Origin of the sequence: Rhodococcus sp. MH15 (assembly GCF_019266045.1) — a bacterium.
Classification (GTDB): Bacteria; Actinomycetota; Actinomycetes; order Mycobacteriales; family Mycobacteriaceae; genus Rhodococcus_F; species Rhodococcus_F qingshengii.
This window is the reverse complement of the sequence record NZ_LPNP01000080.1, coordinates 1102491-1127509: the sequence shown is the minus strand read 5'-3', so window position 1 is coordinate 1127509 and position 25019 is coordinate 1102491. Positions and strand designations below refer to the sequence as shown.

The 25019-nt window shown below is 63.7% G+C and carries 26 protein-coding genes; 11 read left to right on the top strand and 15 right to left on the bottom strand.

Annotated elements, in window-relative coordinates; genetic code table 11:
• Window positions 1-91: 91 nt before the first annotated feature.
• From ATN37_RS28285 to pdxH, 5 genes are all read right to left on the bottom strand, one after another.
• Window positions 92-454, bottom strand: a complete 363-nt coding sequence (locus tag ATN37_RS28285) for an FKBP-type peptidyl-prolyl cis-trans isomerase (RefSeq protein WP_003940440.1) — start codon at window positions 452-454, stop codon at window positions 92-94.
• Between the two features lie 38 nt (window positions 455-492).
• Window positions 493-1791 (bottom strand): citrate synthase, encoded by a 1299-nt coding sequence (locus ATN37_RS28280; RefSeq protein ID WP_020908786.1) that lies wholly within the window; start codon window positions 1789-1791, stop codon window positions 493-495.
• 358 nt (window positions 1792-2149) lie between these two features.
• Window positions 2150-3097 (bottom strand): aldose 1-epimerase family protein, encoded by a 948-nt coding sequence (locus ATN37_RS28275; RefSeq protein WP_042921680.1) that lies wholly within the window; start codon window positions 3095-3097, stop codon window positions 2150-2152.
• 41 nt (window positions 3098-3138) lie between these two features.
• Window positions 3139-4404, bottom strand: coding sequence for an MFS transporter (locus ATN37_RS28270; protein ID WP_021332219.1), 1266 nt, complete (start codon window positions 4402-4404; stop codon window positions 3139-3141).
• Window positions 4401-5114: a pyridoxamine 5'-phosphate oxidase gene (gene pdxH / locus ATN37_RS28265; RefSeq protein ID WP_081558293.1), complete on the bottom strand. Its 714-nt coding sequence runs from the start codon at window positions 5112-5114 to the stop codon at window positions 4401-4403. The genes ATN37_RS28270 and pdxH overlap by 4 nt, the downstream gene beginning before the upstream one ends.
• A 244-nt stretch (window positions 5115-5358) precedes the next feature.
• Between pdxH and ATN37_RS28260 the strand changes: the two genes are divergently transcribed.
• From ATN37_RS28260 to ATN37_RS28245, 4 genes are all read left to right on the top strand, one after another.
• The gene (locus ATN37_RS28260) at window positions 5359-6486 is read left to right on the top strand and encodes a citrate synthase 2 (protein ID WP_218695914.1); all 1128 of its coding nucleotides are present in this window, start codon (window positions 5359-5361) and stop codon (window positions 6484-6486) included.
• Window positions 6487-6549: 63 nt separating this feature from the next.
• Window positions 6550-7671 carry a phosphoserine transaminase gene (gene serC, locus ATN37_RS28255; protein WP_007733484.1) on the top strand — a complete coding sequence of 374 codons (1122 nt, stop codon included), beginning with the start codon at window positions 6550-6552 and terminating at the stop codon, window positions 7669-7671.
• A gap of 200 nt (window positions 7672-7871) precedes the next feature.
• A complete protein-coding gene (gene sepH, locus ATN37_RS28250; RefSeq protein WP_030535368.1) occupies window positions 7872-8813 on the top strand; it encodes a septation protein SepH in 942 nt (313 codons plus the stop codon).
• A gap of 52 nt (window positions 8814-8865) precedes the next feature.
• Window positions 8866-9651, top strand: coding sequence for a hypothetical protein (locus ATN37_RS28245; RefSeq protein ID WP_042451221.1), 786 nt, complete (start codon window positions 8866-8868; stop codon window positions 9649-9651).
• 20 nt (window positions 9652-9671) lie between these two features.
• Here the strand turns inward: ATN37_RS28245 and ATN37_RS28240 are convergent, their stop codons facing one another.
• The 3 genes from ATN37_RS28240 to ATN37_RS28230 are packed head-to-tail and all read right to left on the bottom strand — an operon-like array spanning window position 9672 to window position 11374.
• Window positions 9672-9932 carry a DUF2537 domain-containing protein gene (locus tag ATN37_RS28240; RefSeq protein ID WP_003940569.1) on the bottom strand — a complete coding sequence of 87 codons (261 nt, stop codon included), beginning with the start codon at window positions 9930-9932 and terminating at the stop codon, window positions 9672-9674.
• Window positions 9929-10735, bottom strand: a complete 807-nt coding sequence (locus ATN37_RS28235; protein ID WP_003939731.1) for an RNA methyltransferase — start codon at window positions 10733-10735, stop codon at window positions 9929-9931. Before ATN37_RS28235 ends, ATN37_RS28240 begins: the two co-directional genes overlap by 4 nt.
• Window positions 10736-10783: 48 nt before the next feature.
• Window positions 10784-11374, bottom strand: a complete 591-nt coding sequence (locus ATN37_RS28230) for a TetR/AcrR family transcriptional regulator (RefSeq protein WP_037128521.1) — start codon at window positions 11372-11374, stop codon at window positions 10784-10786.
• A gap of 70 nt (window positions 11375-11444) precedes the next feature.
• Here ATN37_RS28230 and ATN37_RS28225 point away from each other — a divergent pair, with 70 nt between their 5' ends.
• Window positions 11445-11993, top strand: a complete 549-nt coding sequence (locus ATN37_RS28225) for a hypothetical protein (protein WP_003940103.1) — start codon at window positions 11445-11447, stop codon at window positions 11991-11993.
• On the opposite strand, the gene ATN37_RS28220 is transcribed toward ATN37_RS28225, so the two are convergent.
• From ATN37_RS28220 to ATN37_RS28210, 3 genes are all read right to left on the bottom strand, one after another.
• Window positions 11977-13284 (bottom strand): MFS transporter, encoded by a 1308-nt coding sequence (locus ATN37_RS28220; RefSeq protein ID WP_007733487.1) that lies wholly within the window; start codon window positions 13282-13284, stop codon window positions 11977-11979. The genes ATN37_RS28225 and ATN37_RS28220 overlap by 17 nt on opposite strands.
• A 104-nt stretch (window positions 13285-13388) precedes the next feature.
• The gene (locus tag ATN37_RS28215) at window positions 13389-13820 is read right to left on the bottom strand and encodes a MarR family winged helix-turn-helix transcriptional regulator (protein WP_003939901.1); all 432 of its coding nucleotides are present in this window, start codon (window positions 13818-13820) and stop codon (window positions 13389-13391) included.
• A 65-nt stretch (window positions 13821-13885) separates the two neighbouring features.
• Window positions 13886-15340: an NCS2 family permease gene (locus ATN37_RS28210; RefSeq protein WP_003940242.1), complete on the bottom strand. Its 1455-nt coding sequence runs from the start codon at window positions 15338-15340 to the stop codon at window positions 13886-13888.
• Between the two features lie 102 nt (window positions 15341-15442).
• Here ATN37_RS28210 and ATN37_RS28205 point away from each other — a divergent pair, with 102 nt between their 5' ends.
• On the top strand, window positions 15443-15700 hold the full coding sequence (locus ATN37_RS28205) for a DUF2530 domain-containing protein (RefSeq protein WP_007733492.1): 258 nt from the start codon (window positions 15443-15445) through the stop codon (window positions 15698-15700).
• A 90-nt stretch (window positions 15701-15790) separates the two neighbouring features.
• Window positions 15791-16831 (top strand): iron-siderophore ABC transporter substrate-binding protein, encoded by a 1041-nt coding sequence (locus tag ATN37_RS28200; protein WP_218695912.1) that lies wholly within the window; start codon window positions 15791-15793, stop codon window positions 16829-16831.
• On the opposite strand, the gene ATN37_RS28195 is transcribed toward ATN37_RS28200, so the two are convergent.
• The 3 genes from ATN37_RS28195 to ATN37_RS28185 all read right to left on the bottom strand — a co-directional run bounded on the left by ATN37_RS28195 (window position 16821) and on the right by ATN37_RS28185 (window position 20941).
• Window positions 16821-17372, bottom strand: a complete 552-nt coding sequence (locus ATN37_RS28195; protein ID WP_042921691.1) for a phosphatase PAP2 family protein — start codon at window positions 17370-17372, stop codon at window positions 16821-16823. The genes ATN37_RS28200 and ATN37_RS28195 overlap by 11 nt on opposite strands.
• 6 nt (window positions 17373-17378) lie before the next feature.
• On the bottom strand, window positions 17379-20051 hold the full coding sequence (locus ATN37_RS28190) for a sacsin N-terminal ATP-binding-like domain-containing protein (RefSeq protein ID WP_218695910.1): 2673 nt from the start codon (window positions 20049-20051) through the stop codon (window positions 17379-17381).
• A gap of 68 nt (window positions 20052-20119) precedes the next feature.
• Window positions 20120-20941, bottom strand: a complete 822-nt coding sequence (locus ATN37_RS28185; protein WP_030535360.1) for a DUF3027 domain-containing protein — start codon at window positions 20939-20941, stop codon at window positions 20120-20122.
• Between the two features lie 38 nt (window positions 20942-20979).
• Here ATN37_RS28185 and ATN37_RS28180 point away from each other — a divergent pair, with 38 nt between their 5' ends.
• The 3 genes from ATN37_RS28180 to ATN37_RS28170 all read left to right on the top strand — a co-directional run bounded on the left by ATN37_RS28180 (window position 20980) and on the right by ATN37_RS28170 (window position 24068).
• Window positions 20980-21810 (top strand): glutaminyl-peptide cyclotransferase, encoded by an 831-nt coding sequence (locus ATN37_RS28180; RefSeq protein WP_075834166.1) that lies wholly within the window; start codon window positions 20980-20982, stop codon window positions 21808-21810.
• 69 nt (window positions 21811-21879) lie between these two features.
• Window positions 21880-23574 (top strand): MFS transporter, encoded by a 1695-nt coding sequence (locus ATN37_RS28175; RefSeq protein WP_223304424.1) that lies wholly within the window; start codon window positions 21880-21882, stop codon window positions 23572-23574.
• 26 nt (window positions 23575-23600) lie between these two features.
• Window positions 23601-24068 carry a DUF2771 domain-containing protein gene (locus ATN37_RS28170; protein ID WP_223304425.1) on the top strand — a complete coding sequence of 156 codons (468 nt, stop codon included), beginning with the start codon at window positions 23601-23603 and terminating at the stop codon, window positions 24066-24068.
• Between the two features lie 88 nt (window positions 24069-24156).
• Here ATN37_RS28170 and ATN37_RS28165 read toward each other — a convergent pair whose 3' ends face one another.
• On the bottom strand, window positions 24157-24570 hold the full coding sequence (locus ATN37_RS28165; RefSeq protein ID WP_007733502.1) for a cold-shock protein: 414 nt from the start codon (window positions 24568-24570) through the stop codon (window positions 24157-24159).
• 215 nt (window positions 24571-24785) lie between these two features.
• On the opposite strand from ATN37_RS28165, the gene ATN37_RS28160 reads away from it, so the two are divergent.
• Window positions 24786-25013, top strand: coding sequence for a hypothetical protein (locus tag ATN37_RS28160; RefSeq protein WP_003940194.1), 228 nt, complete (start codon window positions 24786-24788; stop codon window positions 25011-25013).
• The last annotated feature ends 6 nt before the right edge of the window (window positions 25014-25019 follow it).

The following is a 25019-nucleotide window of genomic DNA, read 5'->3' as shown; positions in this document are numbered from 1 at the left end:
CACACAAGAAAGCCCCACACCTGACGGTGCGGGGCTGCTTGTGCTGTGCGCCTTTATTAACCGCGGGGGGTTAATAAAGGCGCACAGTGGATTACTTGGCGTCCAGCAGATCGATCACGAAGACCAAGGTCTTGCCGGAAAGCTGGTGCCCTGCACCGGCGGGGCCGTATGCCAGCTCCGGCGGAATGGTGAGCTGACGGCGTCCGCCGACCTTCATGCCCGGGATGCCGTCCTGCCAGCCCTTGATCAGGCCACGAAGCGGGAACTGAATGGACTCGCCACGGCTCCAGGAAGAGTCGAACTCTTCGCCGGACTCGAACTCGACACCGACGTAGTGAACGTCGACGGTGCCACCGGGAACGGCTTCGGCGCCTTCTCCGACAACCAGATCCTTGATGACCAGATCGGTCGGCGCGGGGCCTTCCTGGAACTCGATTACGGGCTTGCTACTCATGGGTCCTCCTCGTTGAGGCGAAAATTGGGGGGCAGGGGCTAGCGGGTGGTGATGTCCCGATAGTCACGCTCGGTGTAGCCGGTGTAGATCTGGCGCGGGCGGCCGATCTTCGTAGCCGGATCCTCGTGCATTTCACGCCAGTGCGCAATCCAGCCGGGCAGACGGCCCATGGCGAACAGCACCGTGAACATGCGCGGCGGGAAGCCCATCGCGCGGTAGATGAGACCGGTGTAGAAGTCGACGTTCGGGTAGAGCTTGCGCTCGATGAAGTAGTCGTCCGTGAGGGCGGCCTCTTCGAGTTGCATTGCGATGTTGAGCAGTTCGTCGTCGCCGCCGAGCTTGGCGAGGATGGTGTGCGCGGTTTCGCGGACCAGCGCAGCGCGCGGATCGTAGTTGCGGTAGACGCGGTGCCCGAAGCCCATGAGCTTCACGCCGTCTTCCTTGTTCTTGACCTTGCGGACGAACTCGGCTGCGGTGCTGCCGCTGGCCTTGATCTCGTCGAGCATCTCGAGCACTGCCTGGTTGGCGCCGCCGTGCAGCGGGCCCCACAGTGCGTTGATGCCGGCCGAGACGGAGGTGAACAGGTTGGCGTCCGACGAGCCGACCATACGCACGGTCGACGTGGAGCAGTTCTGCTCGTGGTCTGCGTGCAGGATCAGCAGCATGTCGAGTGCCTTGGCGACCTCGGGATCACCCTGGTACGGCTCGGCGGGGAAGCCGAACGTCATACGCATGAAGTTCTCGACCAGGTTCAACGAGTTGTCCGGGTACAGGAACGGCTGTCCGACGGACTTCTTGTACGCGTACGCAGCGATGGTCGGCAGCTTCGCGAGAAGACGGATGGTGGACAGTTCCACCTGCTCCGGATCCTCGGGATCGAGCGAATCCTGGTAGTACGCCGACAATGCGTTCACTGCGGACGAGAGAACCGGCATCGGGTGAGCGTTGCGCGGGAATCCGTCGAAGAACCGCTTGAGGTCCTCGTGAAGCAGGGTGTGTCGACGGATGCGGTCCGTGAAGGACTCGAGCTGGGCGTCGGTCGGCAGTTCGCCGTAGATCAGCAGGTAGCTGACCTCGATGAACGTCGACTTACCTGCCAACTGCTCGATGGGATATCCGCGGTAACGCAGGATTCCCTTCTCACCGTCGATGTAGGTGATTGCAGAACTGGTGGATGCAGTGTTCACAAAACCGGGGTCAAGGGTGGTGTACCCCGTTGTGGCCAGCAGCTTTCCCAGCTCGATGCCGTCATTGCCCTCTGTTGCCCTGGCAATGGACATCGTGTACTCACCACCGGGGTAAGTAAGCGTGGGCTTTGTGTCATTGTCAGCGGGCACGAAGGATCCCTCTCAAGCTCGAACCAACGAGTAACTACATGCGATCAACTAGAAACTAGTCGCACGGGAGAGATCGTGCCGAAGGAGGGTCGCTCCACGGCTATTTTTCGGGTACTCACGAACCCGACATACCCACCGAAACTGAAACATGTTCCAGTCTGGGCTTTCCCACTCGCGTGACCGGTACTCCAGTCTACGGAATCGCGCATTTACCCACACTGATCTGCAAATCTCGGCTGCAATTCGCAAATGGGAGCAACGTCGGACCTTCCGGACCACTGACACGGGGTACCGAAAACCGATTGTTATCGGCTGATGCCTACTTGGTGTTACACGATCCCACGGTATGAGAGACGGATCACAGCGCCTTGATGCCCCAGCTACCCGTCCACGTCTGACCCGGATGAAGCACCAGGAGATCGATGCCCGAGTTGAAGGCGTCAGGCGGGCAGGTCATCGGCTCCAAAGCCAATGCGCGGCCGCGATCGGGATACCCCTTGTCGTTGGCGGGATCTGCGACGAATGCCTGAATCCACGGGAACTCGCGGTTGGTCCACAGGGCAGTGCCCGTTCCATCCGGAGCCAGCAGCTCGTGTTGCGTGCGACCACTGCCGTCGACGACGTCCAATGCGCTGTACGGAGTGTCCAACTGCACCCCGGCAAGCAGTCTCGGTGTCCGGAAGTCGTAGTCCGTACCGGCGACTGCCTGCGAATACGCGTTCGGCAGCATCCTCGCCGGATCGATCGGCAACCGCGTGCCTGCTGCCAGATGCAGAGCACATTCGTCGAGCGGAAAGTCGCCGGCGCGAATGAAGGTGTGCATTCCGAGCCCGAACGGCGACGAGGTCGCACCCTTGTTCGTGGCCGTGTGCGTGACGGTCAGTCCGTCGGCACCGACCTCGTAGGCGACCGTCAGCTGCAACGGATAGGGCCAACCCTTGTGAAGTCCCACGTCGACCGACAGTTCGACGCGCTCGTACGTGTGGTCCACGAGGCTCCAATTGCGACGCCGGACGAACCCGTGGCTCGCGTTCCCCAGCGCAGGTTCGGTGATCTCGAGTTGATGCTCGATCCCGTCGAACATGAAGTGCCCGTCGCGAATTCGGTTGGGCCACGGCGCGAGAACCAATCCGGCCGACAGCGGTGGCTTCGATCCGAGTGCCCAGGTCTCGGTCAGCGCGCGCTGACCGTTCGGTCCTTCGTGATCGAGTAGCCGCAACCCGGCACCGGCCGCGGCGATCTCGGCTCGATAGCCTCCACCACGGATCTCGAACCCTCCCCTACCCGTGCTGTGCGGCGCAGTCATACGTACCAGTTTCCACCACGAGCGACCGGTTAACCAGGACGTCAGACGGCGCGTCCCACCTTGTAGCGAACGAATGCCGGAAATGCGAGGGCAGAAAGGACAACACCGACAATCACCAGGAAGCCGCCGCCCGCTGCCGCGACACCGGTCCCGAACAGGAAGGCTGCACCGCCGTGCAGCACGTCACCGATACGCGGACCACCTGCCACGACCACGATGAACACGCCCTGCAGTCGTCCGCGCATGTCGTCGGTTGCCACTTGCTGGAGCATCGTGCTGCGGAAAGCCGCCGAGACCATGTCGACGGCTCCGCCGAATGCCAGGAACGCGACCGCCACCCAGAGCAGAATCACACTGGAACCGGGACTCGCGAAGTACACGGCAACGCCGAAGCCGACCATGGACAGCCCCCACAGCGCGATGCAGACCAGAACGGCTCGCCCCTGGTACTGAACCCGTGGCAACCAACCCGAGAAGACTCCGCCCAGAACGGCTCCCACCGACATCGCCGCGAACAGCAGTCCCAGCGCAAAACCGCCGCTGGCGGGATCACCGAAGGATTCGTGGGCAATCTCCGGGAACAATGCTCGCGACATCCCGAACACCATCGCGATGATGTCCACCACGAACGACGCGAGCAGAACCTTCTGCGTCGCGAGATACGTGAAACCGCCGAGGACCTCGCTCAATCCGGCTCGCCGAGACGTTCCGGTCGGCGGAATCGCCGGGAGCTTCCATACCGCCCACAGTGTGGCGAGAAGAAAGATCGAGTCGAGCAGGTACAGCAGTTGCAGACCGGCCGACGGTATGAGGACACCCGCCAGTAGCGGGCCGGCTATCGCACCGAACTGCACGACAGTCATGTTCAGCGAGTTCGCGGCAGGTAACTGCCTGCCCGGAATCAACCGAGGGATGATCGCCGCTCGCGTCGGCTGGTTCACCGCGAAGAACGCCTGTTGAACCGAGAACAATCCGAGCACCAACCACACGTTGTTCACGTTCAGGGCAGCCTGGATCCAGAACAGTACCGACGTGACGCCGAGTCCGATCGAGGTGATCATCAACAGCCGTCGTCGATCCATGACGTCGGCCAGTGCGCCGCCCCACAGACCGAAAACGACCAGCGGGACCAGACCGAAGATTCCCGTCAGACCGACGTAGGCCGAGCTTCGGGTGATCTCGTACACCTGTTGCGGTACGGCGACCACGCTGAGCTGAGCGCCGATGACGGTGACGATGCCGGCCGTCCACAGCCGTCGATAGTCGCGATTCTCGAGCGGAGTCGTGTCCGCGAGTAGCCGGCTCACGGCTGGAGACGGACGGCGGACCACTGTCCGTCGACCAGGCTCGTGCGAACTCGATTGTGCATGCGGTTCGCGCGTCCTTGCCAGAACTCGACAGACTCGGGCCGAATCAGAATCCCGCCCCAGTTCGGTGGCACCGGAATCTCACCGTCCACGCCGAATCGAGCAGCGACCTCACGCAGTTGCTCGTCGAGATCGGCACGCGAGTCGATCGGACGAGACTGCGACGACGCCCACGCGCCGAGCTGTGAACCTCGAGGCCTGGTTCGCCAATACTCCTGCGTCAGTTGAACACTCACCCGCTCGGTGGTGCCGCGGACGATCACCTGCCTGGCAAGGGTCAGCCACGTGAAGTTCGCCGACGCGTACGGGTGGGCGTCGAGGTGACGAGCCTTGTCGGATCCGTAGTTGGTGAAGAAGAGGACGCCGTCCTCGCTGAGCCCTTTGCAGAGCACGGTGCGCGACGCCGGACGGCCACCGTCGTCCACCGTCGACAGAGTCATGGCGTTGGGCTCCGGCGCGTCAGCTTCGACGGCGTCCACGAGCCATTGGCGCATGAGGGGCAGCCAACCGGTTTCGACAACCGAAGTATCCAATTCCGCACTCATGCGGTCCTCGACGGACTCCGATTCGCTGCCTGCTTGCGGATAGCCCACACGCATGGCCGCGAGTTCGTTGTCCACCGCCTGCGGGTCCTGACGTTCATTCGACACAGCCGAGAACGCTACTCCCGGGTACTCACTGGCCAACGGCTACGCGGCACGCGCTAAAGTTTGCCGTGGCTAGACCCGACCCGGACCGCGAGCCGCACCAGCGACAGCGCCGAATCGGGACGAGACGATTGCGCAGTACAAAACACGGTGCGTGCTTATCCCTGCGAGCACCGAGGCGCAGTCACTGAAGCTGAGGCAGTGCGACTGTAGACCTGGCGCACTCGAACGAGGAGAGTCCACGAGAATGGCAGCGAGCGCAGCAACACCGGACGATTTTGTGAGCGGACTCGAAGGCGTCGTCGCCTTCACCAGCGATATCGCAGAACCTGACAAGGACGGCGGCGCACTGCGCTACCGCGGAGTCGACATCGAAGACCTGGTCGGCCAGAGGGTCACCTTCGGCAACGTATGGGCCCTTCTCGTCGACGGCCGCTTCGGCCCCGGCCTCCCGCCGGCCGAGCCGTTCCCCCTCCCCATTCACACCGGCGACGTCCGTGTCGACGTTCAGGCCGGACTGGCGATGCTGGCTCCCATCTGGGGCTACCAGCCGCTCCTCGACATCGATGACGAGACCGCCCGCGACCAGCTCGCCCGCGCATCCGTCATGGCGCTGTCGTACGTCGCGCAGTCCGCTCGCGGCATCTACCAGCCGGCAGTCCCGCAGAGCCGCATCGACGAGGCCAAGACCGTCACCGAACGCTTCATGGTTCGCTGGAAGGGTGAGCCCGATCCGGCACACGTCGAGGCAATCGACGCGTACTGGGTCTCGGCAGCCGAGCACGGCATGAACGCCTCCACCTTCACGGCCCGCGTCATCGCCTCCACGGGCGCCGACGTCGCGGCTTCGCTTTCCGGCGCCATCGGCGCGATGTCCGGCCCGCTGCACGGCGGCGCACCGGCCCGCGTTCTTCCGATGATCGAAGAGACCGAGAAGACCGGCGACGCCCGCGCACTGGTCAAGGGAATCCTCGACCGCAAGGAAAAGCTCATGGGCTTCGGACACCGCGTCTACCGCGCCGAAGATCCCCGTGCACGCGTGCTCCGCGCCACGGCCAAGCGCCTCAACGCTCCCCGCTACGAGGCTGCCGCAGCTCTCGAGCAGGCTGCACTGGCAGAACTGCGTGAGCGTCGTCCCGATCGCGCGATCGAGACCAACGTCGAGTTCTGGGCCGCCGTCATCCTCGACTTCGCCGAGGTTCCCGCGCACATGATGCCTGCCATGTTCACCTGTGGCCGCACCGCCGGCTGGTGTGCACACATCCTCGAGCAGAAGCGTCTCGGTAAACTGGTACGCCCGGCCGCCATCTACACCGGCCCGGCGCCCCGTACTCCGGAGTCGGTCGAGGGCTGGGACCAGATCAGCCACGCGTAGTACCCCGCTCGAATTCGCCAATCACGGTAGTACAGAACACAAGTGAAGGAACAGAAAGAAGCGATGACCTCCACACCGATCATCCCCGCCGACCTCAAGCCCGCCGACGGACGCTTCGGCTGCGGTCCTTCCAAGGTTCGCCCCGAGCAGCTGCAGTCCCTGGTCGAGGTGGGCGCTTCGGTGTTCGGCACCAGCCATCGCCAGAAGCCGGTCAAGAACGTTGTGGCCAGCATTCGTTCCGGCCTCGCCGATCTGTTCTCACTGCCCGAGGGCTACGAGGTCGTCCTCGGCAACGGCGGAACCACTGCGTTCTGGGATGCGGCCGCATTCGGCCTCATCCGCGAGAAGTCGCTGCACCTGACCAACGGCGAATTCAGCTCCAAGTTCGCTTCGGTCGCCAAGGCCAACCCGTTCATCGGTGACCCGATCGTCGTTTCCGCCGATCCGGGCAGCGCACCGGTGCCGGTCTCCGACCCGTCCGTCGATCTCATCGGCTGGGCGCACAACGAGACCTCCACCGGTGTGTCGATCCCCGTCTCGCGTCCCGCGGGTTCGGAGAACGCACTGATCGCCATCGACGCCACCTCGGGCGCCGGCGGACTTCCGGTCAATGTCGCCGATTCCGACGTCTACTACTTCGCTCCGCAGAAGTGCTTCGCTGCAGACGGCGGACTGTGGATCGCGCTGATGAGCCCGGCCGCCCTCGAACGCGTCGCGGAGATCAAGGATTCGGGACGCTGGACGCCTGACTTCCTCTCGCTGCCCATCGCCGTGGACAACAGCTCCAAGGATCAGACGTACAACACCCCGGCCCTGGCCACCCTCTTGCTCTTCGCCAACCAGATCGAGTGGATGAACAGCAACGGCGGCCTCGACTGGACTACCGCTCGCACCGCGGATTCGTCCTCGCGCCTGTACAACTGGGCCGAGGCCAGTGAGTTCGCAACGCCGTTCGTCGCTGATCCGGCACACCGCTCGCAGGTTGTCGGCACCATCGACTTCAACGACGACGTCGACGCTGCCGAGGTGGCAAAGATCCTGCGCGCCAACGGAATCGTCGATACCGAGCCGTACCGCAAGCTCGGCCGCAACCAGCTGCGCGTCGGCATGTTCCCGGCCATCGACCCCGATGACGTCACCGCTCTCACCAAGAGCATCGACTGGGTCGTTTCTCAGCTCGGCTGATTTTCACATTTGCTTCACCGCTCGGCCCCCGGCATGACGTCGGGGGCCGAGCGTCGTTTGCGCCAGGCCTTGTGAGCTACCACACCGGTGGGCGGATCCGAGGTCATCTCGCCCTGCGTGTCCTGCCGAGTCCATGGTCACGAATGAATTACAGTTGAGCGCGGCGCAAAGTCGCGAGCCGGCGCGATAAGGAGGTCAATGTGCGAGAGCTTCGAGTGATCGGACTTGAACCCGATGGATCGCATGTGGTGTGCGCAGATGCTGAAACCGGCCAGAAATTCCGGCTTCCCGCCGATGACAAACTTCGTGCAGCTTCCCGCGGAGACGTGGCTCGACTCGGCCAGATTGAGATCGAAATGGAAAGCCAACTCCGTCCCCGCGAAATTCAGGCGCGCATTCGTTCCGGTGCTTCCGTAGAGCAGGTCGCCGAAGAAGCGAAGATCCCCATCAGCAAGGTCGAGCGCTTTGCGTACCCCGTTCTGCTCGAGCGCTCCCGCGCCGCGGAAATGGCGCAGGGCGGACACCCGGTGCGCGACAACGGTCCGACAGTTCCCACCCTCTCCGAAATCGTGACCCACGCATTCCGCGCCCGCGGCCACAGTATCGACGAGGCCACCTGGGATGCCTGGCGCGACGAGGACAATCAGTGGGTCGCGCAGTTGCAGTGGCAGGCCGGCCGCACCACCAACGCCGCGCACTGGCGCTACCAGCCCGACGCGCACGGCGGAACGATCGTCGCACTCGACGACGCGGCATTCGACTTGATCGATCCCGACTTCGGTCGCCCGCTCCGCGGCCTGGTACCGGTGGTCTCGAACGAGCCGCAGCAGCTCGAACTGTCCCGATTCGACGTCGAACCGGTGGCGGAGATCGAGCCCGAGCCCGCAGCAGTTTCCGAGCGGACAGCAGTTTCCGAGCGCACAGTAGTCCCCGAGCGGACGGTGGTGGCGGAACGGATCGTGGCGCCCGAACCGATTGCTGTCGAGCCGGAAACCGTCGTCACCGAAGAGGTTCCCGAACCCGCACCGGATGTGACCCCGAAAACCGCTCCGCAGCAGACGCAGACCAAGGACAAGCGCGGACGGCCTGCTCTTCCCTCGTGGGACGACGTACTCCTCGGGGTCCGCAGCAGCGGTCGCTGACCCGAAGGAAAGTATTCTTCTTTCGAGCGAGGCTGAGGAGAGAGGGCTGCCGGTGGCTGCACGGGTATCGACGATCTGGTTTCTGGGCGGCGCAGACGCTCGCACCGAATTGAGCAGGTACCCACAGCCGGATCAGACCGAGGCCCTGAAAATCGCCATGTCGCTGTACCCGGACAAGGAGTTCGAGTCGCTCGGGCCTCAGCCGCTGTCGATGGCCGCGACGGTGAGCCCCGGCTACGTCTTCGTCGGCGCGTACGGTCGAGTGAGTGTCGTCTGCAGCTCCGAACTCAGCACCTTCGTCCCCTCGAAACTGCCTGATTCCTGGCACCTTTCGGCAGAGGGTGGCTCGACGCTGTTGATCAGCTCCGTCCCCGAAACCGCGCAGGGTTCGTTTGCACTGTGGGAGGACGGCGAGCTACGACGCTCGTTCAGTGCCATCCCGATCGACATCGTCGAAAATCTGGGGATCCCACAGACCTGGGAACTGGAATTCTGGGCCGGCAACCATCCCCTGCGTTACCCGCCCGGGATCCTGCCTGATCCGCAGTCACTTCCGTTCCACCCGCAACAGTTCGCGGAGTCCGCCAACCTCGAGTGGCTGGGATTTCGATACACCGGCGCGCCGCGAGAACACGAACTCGACACAACGCAGATTCTCCTGTGGGGCTTCAAGATTCACCGACCCGGCGAGGCACCCAAACCTGCACCCCCAGCCCCCGCGCCGATGCCCGAGCAGGCGCCGACAGAGGTACCCATGCCCGAAAACATGCCGCCGATCCACGACGCACCGGTGGCCAAGCCGCGCGGCCGCCTCGCTCGGTACTTCGGCTTCAAGTAGCGCCGAGCAGCCTCACAGGTTCACGCGGCTATCGCTGCGATCCACCCGAGCGGTACGCCGACTACCGCGCCGTAGACCACCCATCGCCAGACGGGGACGGCTCGCCAGCGCCAGACGGTCGGCGCAAGTCCGCCTACCGCAATGACATTGACGACAACCGCCAGGAGCACGTTCACGTTGCCCAGCGCGACACAGAACGCCGCGACGGCACTGGTCGAGAGCATGGCTGCGAACACCGACACCGCGATTCCGGTGAACCAGGGCGTGCGGTCCTGAGTCACCGGCCGGTCCTGACACGTTCGTAGAAGGCCATCGCCGCTGCGGTCGCGACGTTGAGCGAGTCGGTGCCGGGCGCCATGGGTATCTTGGCACGAATATCGGTGGCCCGCATCGCATGTTCGGTCAAACCTGGCCCCTCGGCGCCCAGCAGTAGCGCTACCTTCTCCCCGGTCATCGCTTCGGCCAAAGTGACCGCTTCCGGATTCGGAGTCAAGGAAATGAGCTGAAAACCGTTGCCACGCAGCTCATCCAAGTCGTGTGGCCACTTTGCCACATGCGCGAAGGGCACTCGCAGCACGTGCCCCATCGACACACGGACCGACCGCCGGTACAGCGGGTCGGCACAACCCTTCCCGAACAGAACTGCATCGACACCGAGCCCCGCCGCGTTGCGGAACATCGAGCCGAGATTCTCGTGATCGTTGACGCCTTCGAGAACCACGACGGTCTTCGCGTCCTTCAACACGTCCGAGACCGCGAGCGGTGCCGGGCGCGCTGCTGCAGCGAGGACGCCGCGGTTGAGGTGAAATCCGACGACCTCGGCCATCACTTCGGCGCTCGTACGGTAGAACGGCACGTCCACACCGTCGAGATCGTCAGCGAGCTCCAGGAGCCGTCGTTCGACGCCGAGGAGACTGATCGGCTCGAACCGCGAAGTCAGCAGTCGCTGAGTGACGAACACTCCCTCGGCGATGACCAGTCCCTTGCCCTCCGGGAGGTCGGGGCGCCGATCCGAAGAGTTGAGATCGCGAAAGTCATCCAGCCGGGGGTCGGCGGGATCTGAGATGTCGATGACGTGAACCACGGGTCTATCGTGCCGTACGCACCGCGAGCCCCCACCACTACTCCCGACCTAACGCAACAGCGTGACAAAATGCGCGTCGAGCACCTGGCTGATCACCTCTGGATTGGTTCGCTCGGGATTGTCGACGCCGTGCGACGCGAGCCCGTCGGCGAGCGCATGCAATCTCATCGCCTCGATGTCGACCGAGGCACCCGGCCGTAGAAAACCCGCTCGATGCGCCGCTTCCACGAACGAACGAAAGTGCTCGAACAAGGTCCGGTCTGTCTCGTCACGCACCGCCGTCAACGCCGAATCGGTCTGGGCGGCAGCAGCAAAGGCCTCCCAAACCTGCATTTCTTCACGCCGATCTTGGTCGAGGGGAACGAACTGATCGGTGAACTGACGGATCGCGCGGCGGATGTCGGGATCGAAGTCGATGCCGGCAATCCTTTCCTCCACCCGGACGGTCACGAGCGTCATCGCGAACAGCAAGAGTTCGGACTGCGTCGCGAAGAAGTGCCGTAGCGACCCCGTCGACATCTTCGCCTCGTCCGCGACCGCCCGGACGCTGGCGCTCGCCACACCGTCTCGACGGATCACACGCCACACGGCCTCGGCGATCTCTTCACGCCGCTCATCCGGACTGCTACGTTTCACCACTTCACAAAACTAACACAGCTGTGCTAGTTTTCAATCACTAACACAGTCGTACTAGAAATGAGCTGATGTCATGATCGTCCACTTGATCATCGCGTGCGAAATCATGTTCTGGGTGTTCATCGCCGCAGGTCTCGCGGCCCGCTATCTACTGCGCCGCAAAACGCTGGGCGCCGCACTGCTCATCTGCGCGCCCCTGGTGGATGTCGTACTGCTCGTCGCCACAGCCCTCGATCTTCGTGGCGGTGGCGAGGCGAACTTCACCCATGGGCTTGCCGCGGCCTACATCGGATTCTCCGTCGCGTTCGGACACAGCCTCATCTCCTGGGCCGACGCCAGGTTCGCCTACCGATTCGCCGGCGGCCCGGCTCCCGTCGCACCACCCAAGTACGGGAGTGCGCGAGCACTGCGCGAATGGCGCGAGTTCGGCAAAGCCGCGATCGCCTGGGCCGTCGCGTGCGGACTTCTCGGCGCGGCCATCTTCCTCGTCGACGACCCCACCCGTACTGGAGCCCTCGACGGATGGATCAGCAAGCTGACAGTGGTACTCGCAATCTGGGGAGCAATCGCCCTGAGCTACACGGTGTTTCCCAAGCGTGAGAAGGTCACGGCGCGCGGCTAGCCTCGACTGCCTGTTCGGTCGCGTCGCATACGATCACCGGACGCAGGACGAAAACCGGTAGCCTGCCCCCGTCTTCGGGTCGCGCAAGACGAAGTTTCAGCCCTTCGCTGCGTAGCAGGTACACCCCGGCCACAGTGCCCGAGACGAGCGAGATCACTCCGCCCACGATCAAGGGCGCACGTGGGTCCACGGAGTCGGCGAGCCAACCCAGCAACGGGCTTCCTAGCGGTGTGCCACCGAGGAAACTGAGCATGTAGATACCCATCACCCGCCCGCGCATCTCGGAAGGCACCGACATCTGCAGGATGTTCATCGCGGACGTCGTGAACGTCAACGTCAGTGCGCCCGTGGGGATCAACATCAGCGCCACCAACGCGTAGGTGGGCATCAATCCCACCGCGACCTCGAACACACCGAAAGCCACGGCGGCACCGAGGAACGTCCGCAACCGCGGCGCTTCCTTCCGTCTTGCGGCGTACGCAGCGCCGGCAAGGGTGCCCACGGCGAGCGTCGTGGACAGCAATCCGTAACCGTCGGCCTCGAGGCCGAACGTGTTGCGCGCCATCACCGCCAGGCTGATCGCGAAGTTCAGGCCGAAGGTCGAGACCATGAAGACCGACACCATTATCACGCGAAGGTCCTTGCGGCCCCATACATATCGGAACCCGTCGCGCACCTGCCCCTTGGTGCGCGGGGCCGGTTCCGACGGGATCAACTCCTTCTTGTTCATCAGGTAGAGCGCGATGAGCACCCCACCGAATGTCGCGACGTTGAGCAGGAACACCCACCCTGTTCCGATCAGGTTGATCAGCACACCCGAGATGGCCGGACCGACGATGCGGGCCGTGTTGAACGTCATGGAGTTGAGCGCGATGGCGTTGGACAGGTGTTCCTTGCCCACCATTTCGATGGTGAACGATTGACGCACGGGTGCGTCGAGCGCCGAGACACAGCCGAGGGCAAAGGCAATCAGGAAGACATGCCACAACGCGACGAGCCCACCGACGTCCAGCAGGCCCAACACGAGTGCGCATACCGCACTCGCCCACTGCGTGAAGATCAGGATCCGACGCTTGTCGTACCGATCGGCAAGCACCCCACCCCACACCGACAAGAACAGCGTCGGGCCGAACTGCAAGGCCATGACGATGCCCACCGCCAGCGCGTTGCCGTCCGAGAGCGTCAGTACCAGCCAGTCCTGGGCGATGCGTTGCATCCACGTGCCGACCAGAGAAACGATCTGTCCGGAAGCCCAAAGGCGGTAGTTGCGGTTGTGGAGCGCGGCAAACATGCCGGAATCGGGGTCTCGGGGCACCCCACTATCTTGCCCCTCGAGTAATTCGTTTGGGCAACGACCTCTAGGTAGCGGAGCTACGCGACCTCTAACTCACGGAGCTACTCCGTCTTGTTGACCATCTCGGTGATGATCTCGACGGCACCGCGCAGCGTCGCGAGTTCTTCGCCACCCAGCCCGGCCAGCTGCTCGTTCATCCACGCCTCACGCGCATGAGTTTCGTCCGCGAGCAACGCCTGCCCGGCGTCGGACAGATTCACGATGATCTGACGACCATCCGTGGGATGCGGCGAGCGCTCGACCAGACCGAGCTCGGCGAGAGAAGCAACAACGCGCGTCATCGACGGCGGCTGCACTTTCTCACGTGCTGCGAGTACGCCAGGAGTCATCGGGCCGTACTGATCCAGGCTCGCCAAGGCGGACAGTTGCGTCAGCGATACCTGAGCGTCGACTCTGCGGCCGCGCAGATGCCTGGTGAGACGCACTACAGCCAGGGAAAGATCGCTGGCCAGCGCACGAGTTTCGGTGGTCACGCGTCAGACAATACGTCAAGAGCTGGCCGGTAGCTCACGTAATCGAATACCGGTCAACCCTGATTTCACGTAAGGGCGTCGGTAATGGGTCCGACAGTGAAGTAGGCCACAAAAAGTGCCGCCACGATCCAGAGCAACGGGTGGATCTTCTTGATACCACCGCTGGCAGCGTGCAGGACCACCCATGAAATGAAGCCGACGCCGATGCCGTTGGCGATCGAGTAGGTGAACGGCATGACGATCATGGTCAGGAACGCCGGGAGAGCAACCGAGAACTTGGTGAAATCGATGTCTCGGACCTGCCCGATCATCAGCGCACCGACGACGACGAGGGCAGGCGCAGCTGCCTCGATCGGCACGACGGAGTAGAGCGGCGTCAGGAACATCGCGACGAGGAAGAGCAGTCCGGTCACGACGTTTGCCAGGCCCGTGCGGGCGCCTTCGGCGATACCCGACGCGGATTCCACGAACACGGTGTTCGACGACGCCGAAGCGCCACCGCCCACGATCGCGCCCGCGCCTTCGACGACAAGCGCGCGACCGACGTTGGGGAGGTTTCCGTCCTTGTCGGTCAGGCCGGCTTCCTTACCGAGACCCGTCATCGTGCCCATGGCGTCGAAGAAATTCGCGAGCACGAGGGTGAAGACAAGCAGGCTGGCGGCCAGAACACCGATGCGGGTGAATGCGCCGAAGATGCTGACGTCGCCGACCAGGCTCAGATCAGGCATACCACCGAGCATCTCCGGGATCGCGGGGATGCTGAGGTTCCAGCCCTTGGGGTTGGTTCCGAGCGAGGGTCCGACGTCGGCAACTGCCTCGATGATCGCGGCGAGGATCGTCGTGACGACGATGCCGATCAGCAGTCCACCACGAACCTTGCGCACTACCAGAACACCCATGAGCAGCACACCGAAGATGAACACCACGGTCGGCCACGAAGCGATGGAGCCGTTGATTCCGAGTCCGACGGGAACAGTCGTACCGGCGGCATCGGGGATACGGCGGACGAATCCGGCGTCGACCAGTCCGATGAAGGCGATGAACATGCCGATACCGGCCGCGATCGCGGACTTCAATGCCGAGGGAATCGCATTGAACACCGCAGTTCGGAAACCGGTGAGTGCCAACAGAACGATGATCACACCGTCGATGACCACCAGGCCCATCGCCTCGGGCCAGGTGACCTGAGGTGCGATTGTGACGGCGAGCAGGCTGTTGATGCCGAGACCCGCGGCGATGGCAAACGGATAGTTGGCAACGACACCGAAGACGATGCTCATCAGGCCGGCAACCAGAGCGGTGACCGCAGCCACCTGGTTGACCGGAAGGATGTTGCCGAGAACGTCGGTCTTCGCTGCAGCGTCGTCAGCCGAGAAACTGCCGAGGATCAGGGGGTTGAGGACCACGATGTAGGCCATCGCCACGAAGGTGACGACACCGCCGCGAATCTCGGTCGAGATCGTCGACCCTCGTTCGCTGATCTTGAAATAGGTGTCGAGGATCTTGCCGGGTGCCGCCATGTTTGTTCTTTCCCCATCGCTGTAGGTCGCCGTGTGCCGGCGCACATGAAGCCGGTCGCACTAGGGAGAGTAGGCCACCGGGGTACGGGTAGCGTTAATTTTGTGACGGAGACTCGCAACACAACAGGCCTGATCGGCAAATTGTCCGCACCCGCGCCGGCACTGATCATCGGCACCGCGTTGTGGGTGATCGCCACGATCGTGGTCGCGGTGAGCGGCGATCGTTGGTCGGATGCACTCCCGATCTGTTACGCGGGTATCGGAGTCGGCTTCCTCGGCTTCGCTCTGTTCTCCATTCAACGACGCGCAGCTGTGCGCGGTGACAAGGGCGCACAGCAGGGCGCCGGTCTGGTCGACTGAGCAGGTCGATTCACCCTTTCAGCGTGGTAAGCCTACCCTTCACTCCAGTGTCGGTCTTAGCTTGTCAATGCTGAAAGGAACCACGTAGCCGTGAAGATCTCCCACCGAAATCGTTGGAAAAGCCGAGGACGTTGGACGAGACTGACATCCGTTGCTGTGGTCGCCCTGGTCGGCACAGCACTCGTCTCCTGCAGTTCGAACGACGACGCAGCAAGTAGTCCGTCGAGTTCCGGTGGTGGCGCCTTCCCCGTCACGATCGATCACGCTTTCGGCAGCACCACGATCGATTCCGAACCACAACGGATCGTCACCGTCGGTTACAACGACGAGCAGGCTCTGTTGGCTCTGGGCATCAAGCCCGTCGGAATGGTCAACCAGTACCCGGGCGAACCGGACGTCAACCGCACGTGGCCATGGGTCACCGGCCCTTGGGGCGGAACCGAACCGACCGTCGTCGGCAGCAATCCCGAAACCACGATCAGCGTCGAAAAGATCGCTGCGCTCGAGCCCGACCTGATCCTCGCGCTCTACTCGAGCATCGACAAAGACCTGTACAGCACACTTTCCGCGATCGCCCCGACCGTCGCGAAGGATCCGGCCTACGGCGACTACGCAACTCCGTGGCAGATCACGACGAAGACCGCAGCGAAGGCAGTGGGTCGCGAAGCCGACGGCGAGAAGTTGGTCGCCGATATCGACAAGCAGTTCGCCGACGCCAGAAGCGCTCACCCGGAAATTGCAGACCAGACCGCGGTGATCATCAGCGTCGACGCGACCCCGGAGTTCTACGCCTTCTCCTCCGAGGACGCCCGCGGACGGGTTCTCGGCAGTCTCGGATTCAAACCTGCTCCCGCGGTCGAGGCCTTGATGAACGGTGAGTTCTACGCGCCGATCTCCACCGAACGACTGGATCTTCTCGACGTGGACCGTCTCGTTGTCATCGGCAATCCCGATGCCGCACAGGCGGTCCGAAACAACCCTGGCTTCCAGCAACTCGACGTGGTCAAGGACAATCGCGTCGTCTACGTCAACGACGATCAGGCTCCGCAGGTCGGTGCGGCCTTGACCGCAAGCTCGGCACTGAGCTTGCCGTGGGCCACGAGCCAACTACTCGCCGAGCTCACGAAGTAACCAGCGCCCGGCGCTTTCTGATCTGCGCGGTTCCCCAGATCCACACCCCGGCCCACATCATCCCGAACGCCCAACCTGCCAGTACATCGGTCATCCAATGGGCAGCCAGGTAGACGCGGGAGAATCCGACGGCGATCGTGTACAGGCCGAGGCTCGCGAGCATTGCCGTCTTCGCGAGCCTCGGCAAGGCAAGACGAAGGATCACGGCGGCAACCGAAGTCGCGAGGATCGCGCTCATCATCGCGTGGCCCGACGGGAACGAATACGAATCGATTTCGATCAACCGCTCCGGCAGGGGTGGACGGGTTCGCGTGAAGATGCGCTTCAATCCGCTCATCACGAGCAGACCGGTCAACATCGATCCGGCGATCAGCAGAGCTTCGGTGCGTAGTCCCCGGACCAGAAGCACGATCGTGAGCAGCGTCGCGATCAGCCACGACGCGAGGGTTCCGCCGCTGTCGGTGATGACGTCGACGACGTCCACGAGCCACGCCGTCCGCTGACTCACTGCGCTGTCGAGTACCCACTGATCAAAAGACATCTGCCCTCACATTCCTTGCGGCAGAGTCCACGTACGCATCACGTGATGAACGCCGTCCGAGTCCACCCACCACGGCACGATCACCGTCGTCTCGACCGCCCCCGTCAGTTCCACCGACAGTTCGTGATGGATCACTACCTCGCCGCTGGGTACCTCACGGCCGAGGGCTGCGAAGCCGAGAACTGCCTGCGGTTCGTTCGCCCACGTCGTCACGACGCCGGTGCTGCTCACTCGTCCATAGACTGACGTGGACACCGTCGCGACGTCGAGCAGATCTGCCAGTGCGTCAGCTGTCTCGAAGCTGCCGAGCACGACTCGTTGTGCAGGTAGTGCTGCTCCCAGCCACGGTCGGTCGAGAACAAGGGCGTCGCCGGGATCGACCAGATCGCCGGAAAGGCCTCGCACGAACGGAGGCAGGTGCAGTTCCTCCAGGTCGAGAACCCGTCGCTGCGCTGCCTCACCCAGCAGTCGGTGCGTCCGCGCGACGACGGCGGAGGCCGGCATCCGTAGTGGGTCGGCAAGCCGATCGAGCAGCAGCTGAGCCAGTTCCGGATCGTCGACGGTATCCGATGCCAGCAATCCGGAGAAGAATCCGGCGTCGGGGTGTTCGGCAGCATCGAGCAATCCCTCGAAGGTGCGATCGCCCGGAGCGCGCAGCAAGCCCAGCACCTCACCGCCGAGTTCGGCATTCGAACGCAACCACCACGCCGTGTATCCACGACGGTCGGTGAGCAGCGCCCGCGTCGCCGGCGACTCGACCAGCAGCGACAACGCCTGCGGCCAGCGGTCTTCGTCCACGAGGTCGAGATCGCGCACGGCTTCGATGTATTCGGGGTCCTCGTCGAGGGTGTCCCACCATGCGTCTTCGGCGTCGAGATCGTGATCGGGGCCGGACGGCAATTCCTCACGGACCACCGTGAAACCCCACCCGACACCGACTACCCGTAGCGCCTGCTCCCCCACCCGCTGAACAAAATCAGCGTCGACGATACCGAAGGGAGAATCCTCGACCAGGACGCTTGCAAGGGGAGCTCCCGGAAGCAGAAGTTGGTCGGCGGACCGCAATTCGCCTTCCGAATCAGGAAGCAGCACTTCACCGATCCACGACGGCAGCGCCCCTGGCGCCACGTGGGCCGCCAATCCGAGCACCACTTGCGCCAACTCCGTCGCTACCGAATCATCTTGGTCCGCAGCATCTTCGATCAATGCGCGCAGCGCCGGATCGGACAGCAGGTCGGTGGCACTCGCGGTCTGCGCTCCCAATCGAGACAGCAACGGGTGAACCGCGACGGGATGAACCAACCTCGTCCACTGCACCGACGGCGCGTCTTCGCCCAGTTCGACGCCGACGACGACGGTCCGCGGCCCGGTCACCGTCCGTCCGTCGGAGAGCGGAACCGGCAGTGTTCCAAGCTCTTCCACCGCAAGAGTGTCGATCACCAAGGGCTCGAGAGCCGAATAGAGTCGATTCCACCACTTCGGTTCACGTTCCGAACCGCTGAGCAGTTCCGCGATGCGCGCGAGCCCGATGCGGTGCGTCGACACTGCCGCGAGTGCTCGCTCGTGCTTGGGGCCGGAGAGCTCGGGGACAACCAGGCCGCCGATGATATCGGTGAGCAACTCGGCAAGGTCATCACCGAGCCCGGGCACCACGGATGCTCGCTGCGGCGCGCGGTCGGGTTCACCGACCACCGGAAGCCACTCGTTTTCCTGCAGCTCCTTCAGAAGCGCTTCGCGCAGAAGCGAATCGGTTTCGCTGCGGGCAAAGGCAGGGATCGGAACGAGTGCCGTTCGCTGCCGAGGAGGTAGTGCAGCAAGGAACTTCGCGTACCCCTCGGCAAGCGGAGCGATCGGTGCAGCGGGCATGAGGCGTCGCCGATCGGGTTGCATTGCAATGTCGGCAATGATGATCGCGGGGATCGACAGTTCCTCGTCGGATCGCGTCGGCGCCCGCAGGACGTCGTCTGCGACCGGCTCGACGACCCCGTCGCGGACGGGCACCAACCATCGTGCGTTCGGCGCGGTGTACTGCCACCACGTGCGATCACCGATAGCGATCTCGACGAGGCCGGAATCCAGCACCCGTTCCGATCGCCGAAAAGTCTTCTCACCCAGACGAATTGATCCGAGAGCTGGGAGTTCGAGGACCAGGTCGACAGCCTCACGTGCCATCTGCGAAAGCAGCGCTGCGGCATCGACGTCCGGCCGAAGCGTCAGCACCACTTCCGAATCGGCACCGTCGCTCGGCAATTCGCCAGAGGGCCACACCAAACGAAGTACGGGGACACCGGTTTCCGGCACGGGGAGTTCGCGAGACTCGATCTCGCGCAGAGTGTGCGAGGCGGAGAATCGAATCGATCCCGTCGACGAGCGCAGTTCCACCTCGTCACTGACCGAGAGAACTGCCGAGAATCCGACGCCGAACCGTCCCGTCACACCTTCGTCGGCGTCGACCTTGTTCGACGCGCGCAGCGCGGTGAGCGCATGTACACCGGGTTCGTCCAGTGGACGGCCCGTGTTCGCCACCGTCAGCGTCCGACCGTCCACGTCCACCCACAAAGAGCCCTCGACGCCCTCGCGTGCAGCTGCATCGGCAGCGTTCTGCGCCAGTTCGGTGAGCAGACGGTCGCGGTACCCGGCCTTCGCGAGGTCGGATTCCGCAGCCGCGTCTTCACGCAATCGCGTCGGAGATTCCGACCACGCGCGCAGCGTCGCCTCGCGGAGTGCGTCCGTACCGAACGGATCTTCTACTCGGTGGATACCGAATCCTCAACTGCAACAGCGCTCGACGGGCGAGCGGGCACCGCAATCAGCTCGACGGCCCCGTCGTCGAATGCGTCGAACTGCGGCGAGCCCGCACCGAGCGGCAAGCTGGTGTCCGAGTGCGCGCCACAACCGTAAGACACGCTGACCACACGGCCGTCTGCGGAGAGTTCGTTTCCGCACACACCGAACGCTGCGTGCAGCGAACCGGCGAGTGGAAGGAAGAATCCACACAGTCCACACGTCGACGGCGCGGCCTTCGCCATCTCCGACTCCGGGCCGAAGTCACCGTCGAACCAACGCTGCGCGGCATCGAGTCGGCCCTCGCGGCTCATGACCTGTTTGCGGCCGAGCCCGATTTCGAGAGCTACCTCGTCGACTTCCGGGTCACCGGTGGCGACGTAGCCGGGAACGAGGCGAGGATCCTCGGCCGGCGGGGCGAGTAGGTCACCGACGGACAGATCGCCGGGACGAATCCGCTGATCCCATGGCAGCCATTCCGGCGCAACCAACGCGTCGGGACCCGGCAACAGCGCCAACTCACTGATCGTGGCGTGGGTGTCCTCCGGTCCGGCAGCGACGACAACCGCCCACTGCCAACCGCGGTATCCCGGAATGTCTGCTGCAAATCGATGGGTGGCGGCAAATTCGTCCTCCGACGTCACGCCGAGGTATGCCCCCACACCGCCTTCATGCAGGTCGACGACTGCCTTTCGGGCAAGCTCGACCGCATCGGCCAGTACTGGGCGCGGCACTGCACGCTCTGGAGAAGTAGCAACACTCACTCCTCCAGTTTGCCGCACCACCGCAAGTCCGCAACGCACTGGGCTGCCATGCTGGGCAGATGAGTAGGTCACACGCCAATTCCGTGCGCACTTTTGCAGTGGTCGCCGTGATCGCCTCGGCCTTGGCGGGGTGCTCCGATTCCCCCGGCGCTCCCGACAACCTCACGTCCGAAACCGGCTCCGTCGAGATCGTTCGAGTGTCCGCGCACGATCCCGACGCGTTCACGCAGGGCCTCGAGATCGACGGAAACCGGTTGTACGAAAGCACCGGACGCGTCGGGCAGTCCTGGGTGCGCTCGAGCGAGATCTCCGACGAGCAGTCCCCCGCTTCGGGACCGGAAGTTGCGCGTGCCGATCTCGACCCGCCGTTGTTCGGTGAGGGCATCACGGTTGCCGGAGACACACTGTGGCAACTCACCTGGAAAGACGGCGTTGCCATCGCCCGTGACAAGGACACCTTGACCGAACGAGGGCGGTTCCCACTCGACACCGAGGGATGGGGAATCTGTTCGCTCGGGGATCGGCTGGTCTCGAGCGACGGTTCGGCCACGTTGACCTTTCGCGATCCCGAAACCTTCGCGTCGATCTCGACCGTCGACGTCACCAGATCTTCGGAGTCCGTCGGCAAGCTGAACGAATTGGAATGCGCCGAAGACGGCTCCGTCTACGCCAATGTCTGGACCACGGACACCGTCGTCCGAATCGATCCGTCGGACGGCAGCGTCACGAACGTGTACGACGCTTCGCCGCTACGCGAAGAACTCGTCGCGGACGGATCGACCAGCACCGTCGACGTTCTCAACGGCATCGCGCAGATTCCCGGTACCGATCGATTCCTGCTCACCGGCAAGTATTGGCCGCAGATGTTCGAAGTCCGTTTTGTTAACTGAGTCCGACATGACACAGGACTCGCAGGGGTGTGCGTGGTAGCCGCGCCGACACTAGGACAGAATTGAGTGGTGACCGGACCGCGCGAACCCTACGACCCCGAAACTCGGCGAATCCACGACGAGCCGGAGGGGCAACAGGTGCACCCCGGTTACGACAATTACCCACCCGCGGCCCGCCCGGACAATTACCCACCTTCGGCCCGTCCCGCTGCCCGTCGCACGCCTTTGCCACCGCTGCATCCGATCCCCGAATCGCGGGGAGACTCCGAATCCGCGGCCGGTTCGAAGACGCCGGGGGCGGACGCTCCCAAGGCTCCACCGATGCCTCGCAAGCTCACCGTCACTCGCGTCGCAGCGATGCGCAGCCGCGAACTGACGAACAAGGGCATCGCGACCTTCCAGCGCGCGGCGAAGGCCGACGGCGCGGACAAGTCCGGTCTGACCGCTCTCACCTACGCGGTGATGACGAACAACGCGACCGACGCGGCGATCTCCGTCGCTCTGGCCAACACCCTGTTCTTCTCGGCGGCGACGGGCGAGGACAAGACCAAGGTCGCGCTCTATCTCCTGATCACGATCGCACCGTTCGCGGTCATCGCACCGCTCATCGGCCCCATGCTCGACCGGTTGCAGCGCGGACGCCGCATCGCACTCGCGTCGTCGTTCGGAATCCGGACGCTCCTCGCGGTGATCCTGGTCTTCAACTTCGACAGTTGGATCCTCTATCCGGCCGCGCTCGGCATGATGGTGCTCAGTAAATCGTTCTCGGTGCTCAAGAGTGCAGTGACACCACGTGTCTTACCACCGGAAATAGACCTGGTGCGCGTGAATTCGCGTCTGACGGTCTTCGGGCTGATCGGTGGAACGATCGGGGCCGGCGCGGTCGCAGGTGCGCTCGCGCTCGCTTTCGGTTCCACCGGCGCCTTGTGGTTCGCGGTCGCCGTCACCGTGTTCGGCGCATATCTGAGCATGCGAATCCCGTCGTGGGTCGAGGTCACCGAGGGTGAGGTACCCGCGACCATCACCTACCACCCGGACGAAGCGCATCACGCCGGCAGCGCCCCACCGCAGCCGGACGCCAAACCTGCCAAGGTCCGTCAGCCTCTCGGACGCGCCGTGATCATCGGACTCTGGGGCAACGGCACCATTCGCGTGCTCACCGGCTTCCTGACGCTCTACATCGCGTTCGTCGCCAAATCACGCACCGATCACGAGCCGCTCCAGCAGGCCATGATGCTCGGCCTGGTCGGCGCAGCAGCCGGTCTGGGTAACTTCGCCGGAAATGCCACGGGTGCGCGCCTCAAGCTCGGCCGGCCTGCCTTGATCGTGCTCCGGTGTACTGCGTCGGTGTGGATCATCGCGGTGATCGCAGCTCTGACGGACAACCTCATGACGGCCGCGCTTGCCACGCTCATCGCATCGGCCGCCAGCGCGCTCGCCAAGGTCTCACTCGACGCGTCACTCCAGCACGACCTGCCCGAGGAATCGATCGCGTCCGGATTCGGTAGATCCGAGACGGTTCTGCAGCTGAGCTGGGTACTCGGCGGCGCATTGGGGGTTCTGCTTCCGACCGAATACTGGATCGGGTTCACTGTTGTATCGGTGTTCCTGACGATCGGGCTTCTGCAGACCTTCCTGAGCTACCGAGGAAGCAGCCTCCTGCCCGGCCTCGGCGGGAAGCGACCCGATCTGGCCGAACAAGAAGTGACCGAAGTGATTTACACCGGTAAATCCAACCGAGGACAAGGAAGTACTCCGCAGTGATGATGCGCTCGAGAACAAAGAAGATCGTGGCAGCGATCAGTGTCCTGATGGTGGTGGCACTGGTTGCTTACGTCTCCGTTCTTTTCGTGATCATCAAGAACATCAATGACGACCCCGACAAGCTGCCGGTCATCACTGCATACGCACACGGCAAGACGATCGAAACGAACCCTGCCGGTTTCTGCACCATCGACCTGTCCCAGTGCGCCCAGGTGGGCGACATCTACGCACTCGACGTTCCAGCGGGCTACCCGCTGCAGCTGTCGTTGTCGACGGACGTCTCGGATGCGCAGTGGGCACTGCTCGCCGTCTACGAGGATGCCGACGGCAACCAGACCGGTGAGCCCCGAGTCTTCGAGCCCGGCGAGGCCCTGGCAGTGACGGTCGAGTCTTCGAGCGATCCCGTCAAGCAACTCGTCGGCGTCGAAATCCACCTCGCCGTCGGTGAGGGAAGCGAACAGGGACTGCTGATCTGGTCGATCAAGACCGCTTGATCCCCGGAACGTCGAAAATGCCCTGCACACCGATTGGTGTGCAGGGCATTTTGTTTCGAAGCCGTGTATGGCAGCTCGTATCGAGCGATCAGGTGTCGAGCTCGCGAGCGACGGCCCGGACGACCTCGGAGATCCGCTGAGCGGTCTTGCGGTCCGGGTACTTGCCGTTGCGCAGATCCGGCTGGACCTTCGCCTCGAGCAACGTGATCATGTCCTCGACCATGCCGTGCAACTGATCAGGGGTGTGCTTACGCTCGACGGGCTCACGACGCGTCGCCGTCGCGCCGCGCAACGACGGCGCCGGCTCGAGTACCTTCAGGCTCAGTGCCTGCGGACCGCGGCGGCCCGCAGCCATTCCGAACTCGACGCGCTGGCCGGCCTTCAAGCCTTCGACGCCCTCGGGGAGAGCGGAAGCACGGACGTAGACGTCCTCGCCCTCTTCCTGCGACAGAAAGCCGAAACCCTTTTCGACGTCGTACCACTTCACCTTGCCGGTCGGCACCGCGTTCACCTGCTCATCACTCGACTGGGGCGTCTGCCCCAATGTGCTCGGGAGGCTCTCGGAAGAGCCTCATGGCCTTGCTCGCATCGCTTCCGGTGGAAGAATGCAAAAGAACGCGCCCCACACTTGCTTCAGCGGGGCGCGCAGTCTGTTAACAGTCTACCTGTGACGAACCCGGGTCGGCACCCAGGTTTACAGGCACTATCCTCGTAGGTGTGGACCCTCAACCGAACCCGCGCACTTCCGGCACCGGAAACGGTCTGTTCCGTACGGCGATGGCACTGTTCATCGTCGGATTCCTGGCGATCGTGGCCATCTTCGCAGTCCATATCTTCAGCGACACCCCACCCGGCCTGGCGTTGTACCTGGTAGCACTCGCGTGCCCGATCGGCTTCCTCCTGGCCATCGTCTACACGCTCAGATCCGGTCGACGCGTGCGCTGATCACTC

Excerpts from the sequence above, each read along its gene's own strand:
- ATN37_RS28285 (WP_003940440.1), bottom strand. The coding sequence starts at position 454 with ATGAGTAGCAAGCCCGTAATCGAGTTCCAGGAAGGCCCCGCGCCGACC.
- ATN37_RS28275 (WP_042921680.1), bottom strand. The coding sequence starts at position 3,097 with ATGACTGCGCCGCACAGCACGGGTAGGGGAGGGTTCGAGATCCGTGGT.
- ATN37_RS28260 (WP_218695914.1), top strand. The coding sequence starts at position 5,359 with ATGGCAGCGAGCGCAGCAACACCGGACGATTTTGTGAGCGGACTCGAA.
- serC (WP_007733484.1), top strand. The coding sequence starts at position 6,550 with ATGACCTCCACACCGATCATCCCCGCCGACCTCAAGCCCGCCGACGGA.
- ATN37_RS28225 (WP_003940103.1), top strand. The coding sequence starts at position 11,445 with ATGATCGTCCACTTGATCATCGCGTGCGAAATCATGTTCTGGGTGTTC.
- ATN37_RS28220 (WP_007733487.1), bottom strand. The coding sequence starts at position 13,284 with ATGTTTGCCGCGCTCCACAACCGCAACTACCGCCTTTGGGCTTCCGGA.
- ATN37_RS28210 (WP_003940242.1), bottom strand. The coding sequence starts at position 15,340 with ATGGCGGCACCCGGCAAGATCCTCGACACCTATTTCAAGATCAGCGAA.
- ATN37_RS28195 (WP_042921691.1), bottom strand. The coding sequence starts at position 17,372 with ATGTCTTTTGATCAGTGGGTACTCGACAGCGCAGTGAGTCAGCGGACG.
- ATN37_RS28180 (WP_075834166.1), top strand. The coding sequence starts at position 20,980 with ATGAGTAGGTCACACGCCAATTCCGTGCGCACTTTTGCAGTGGTCGCC.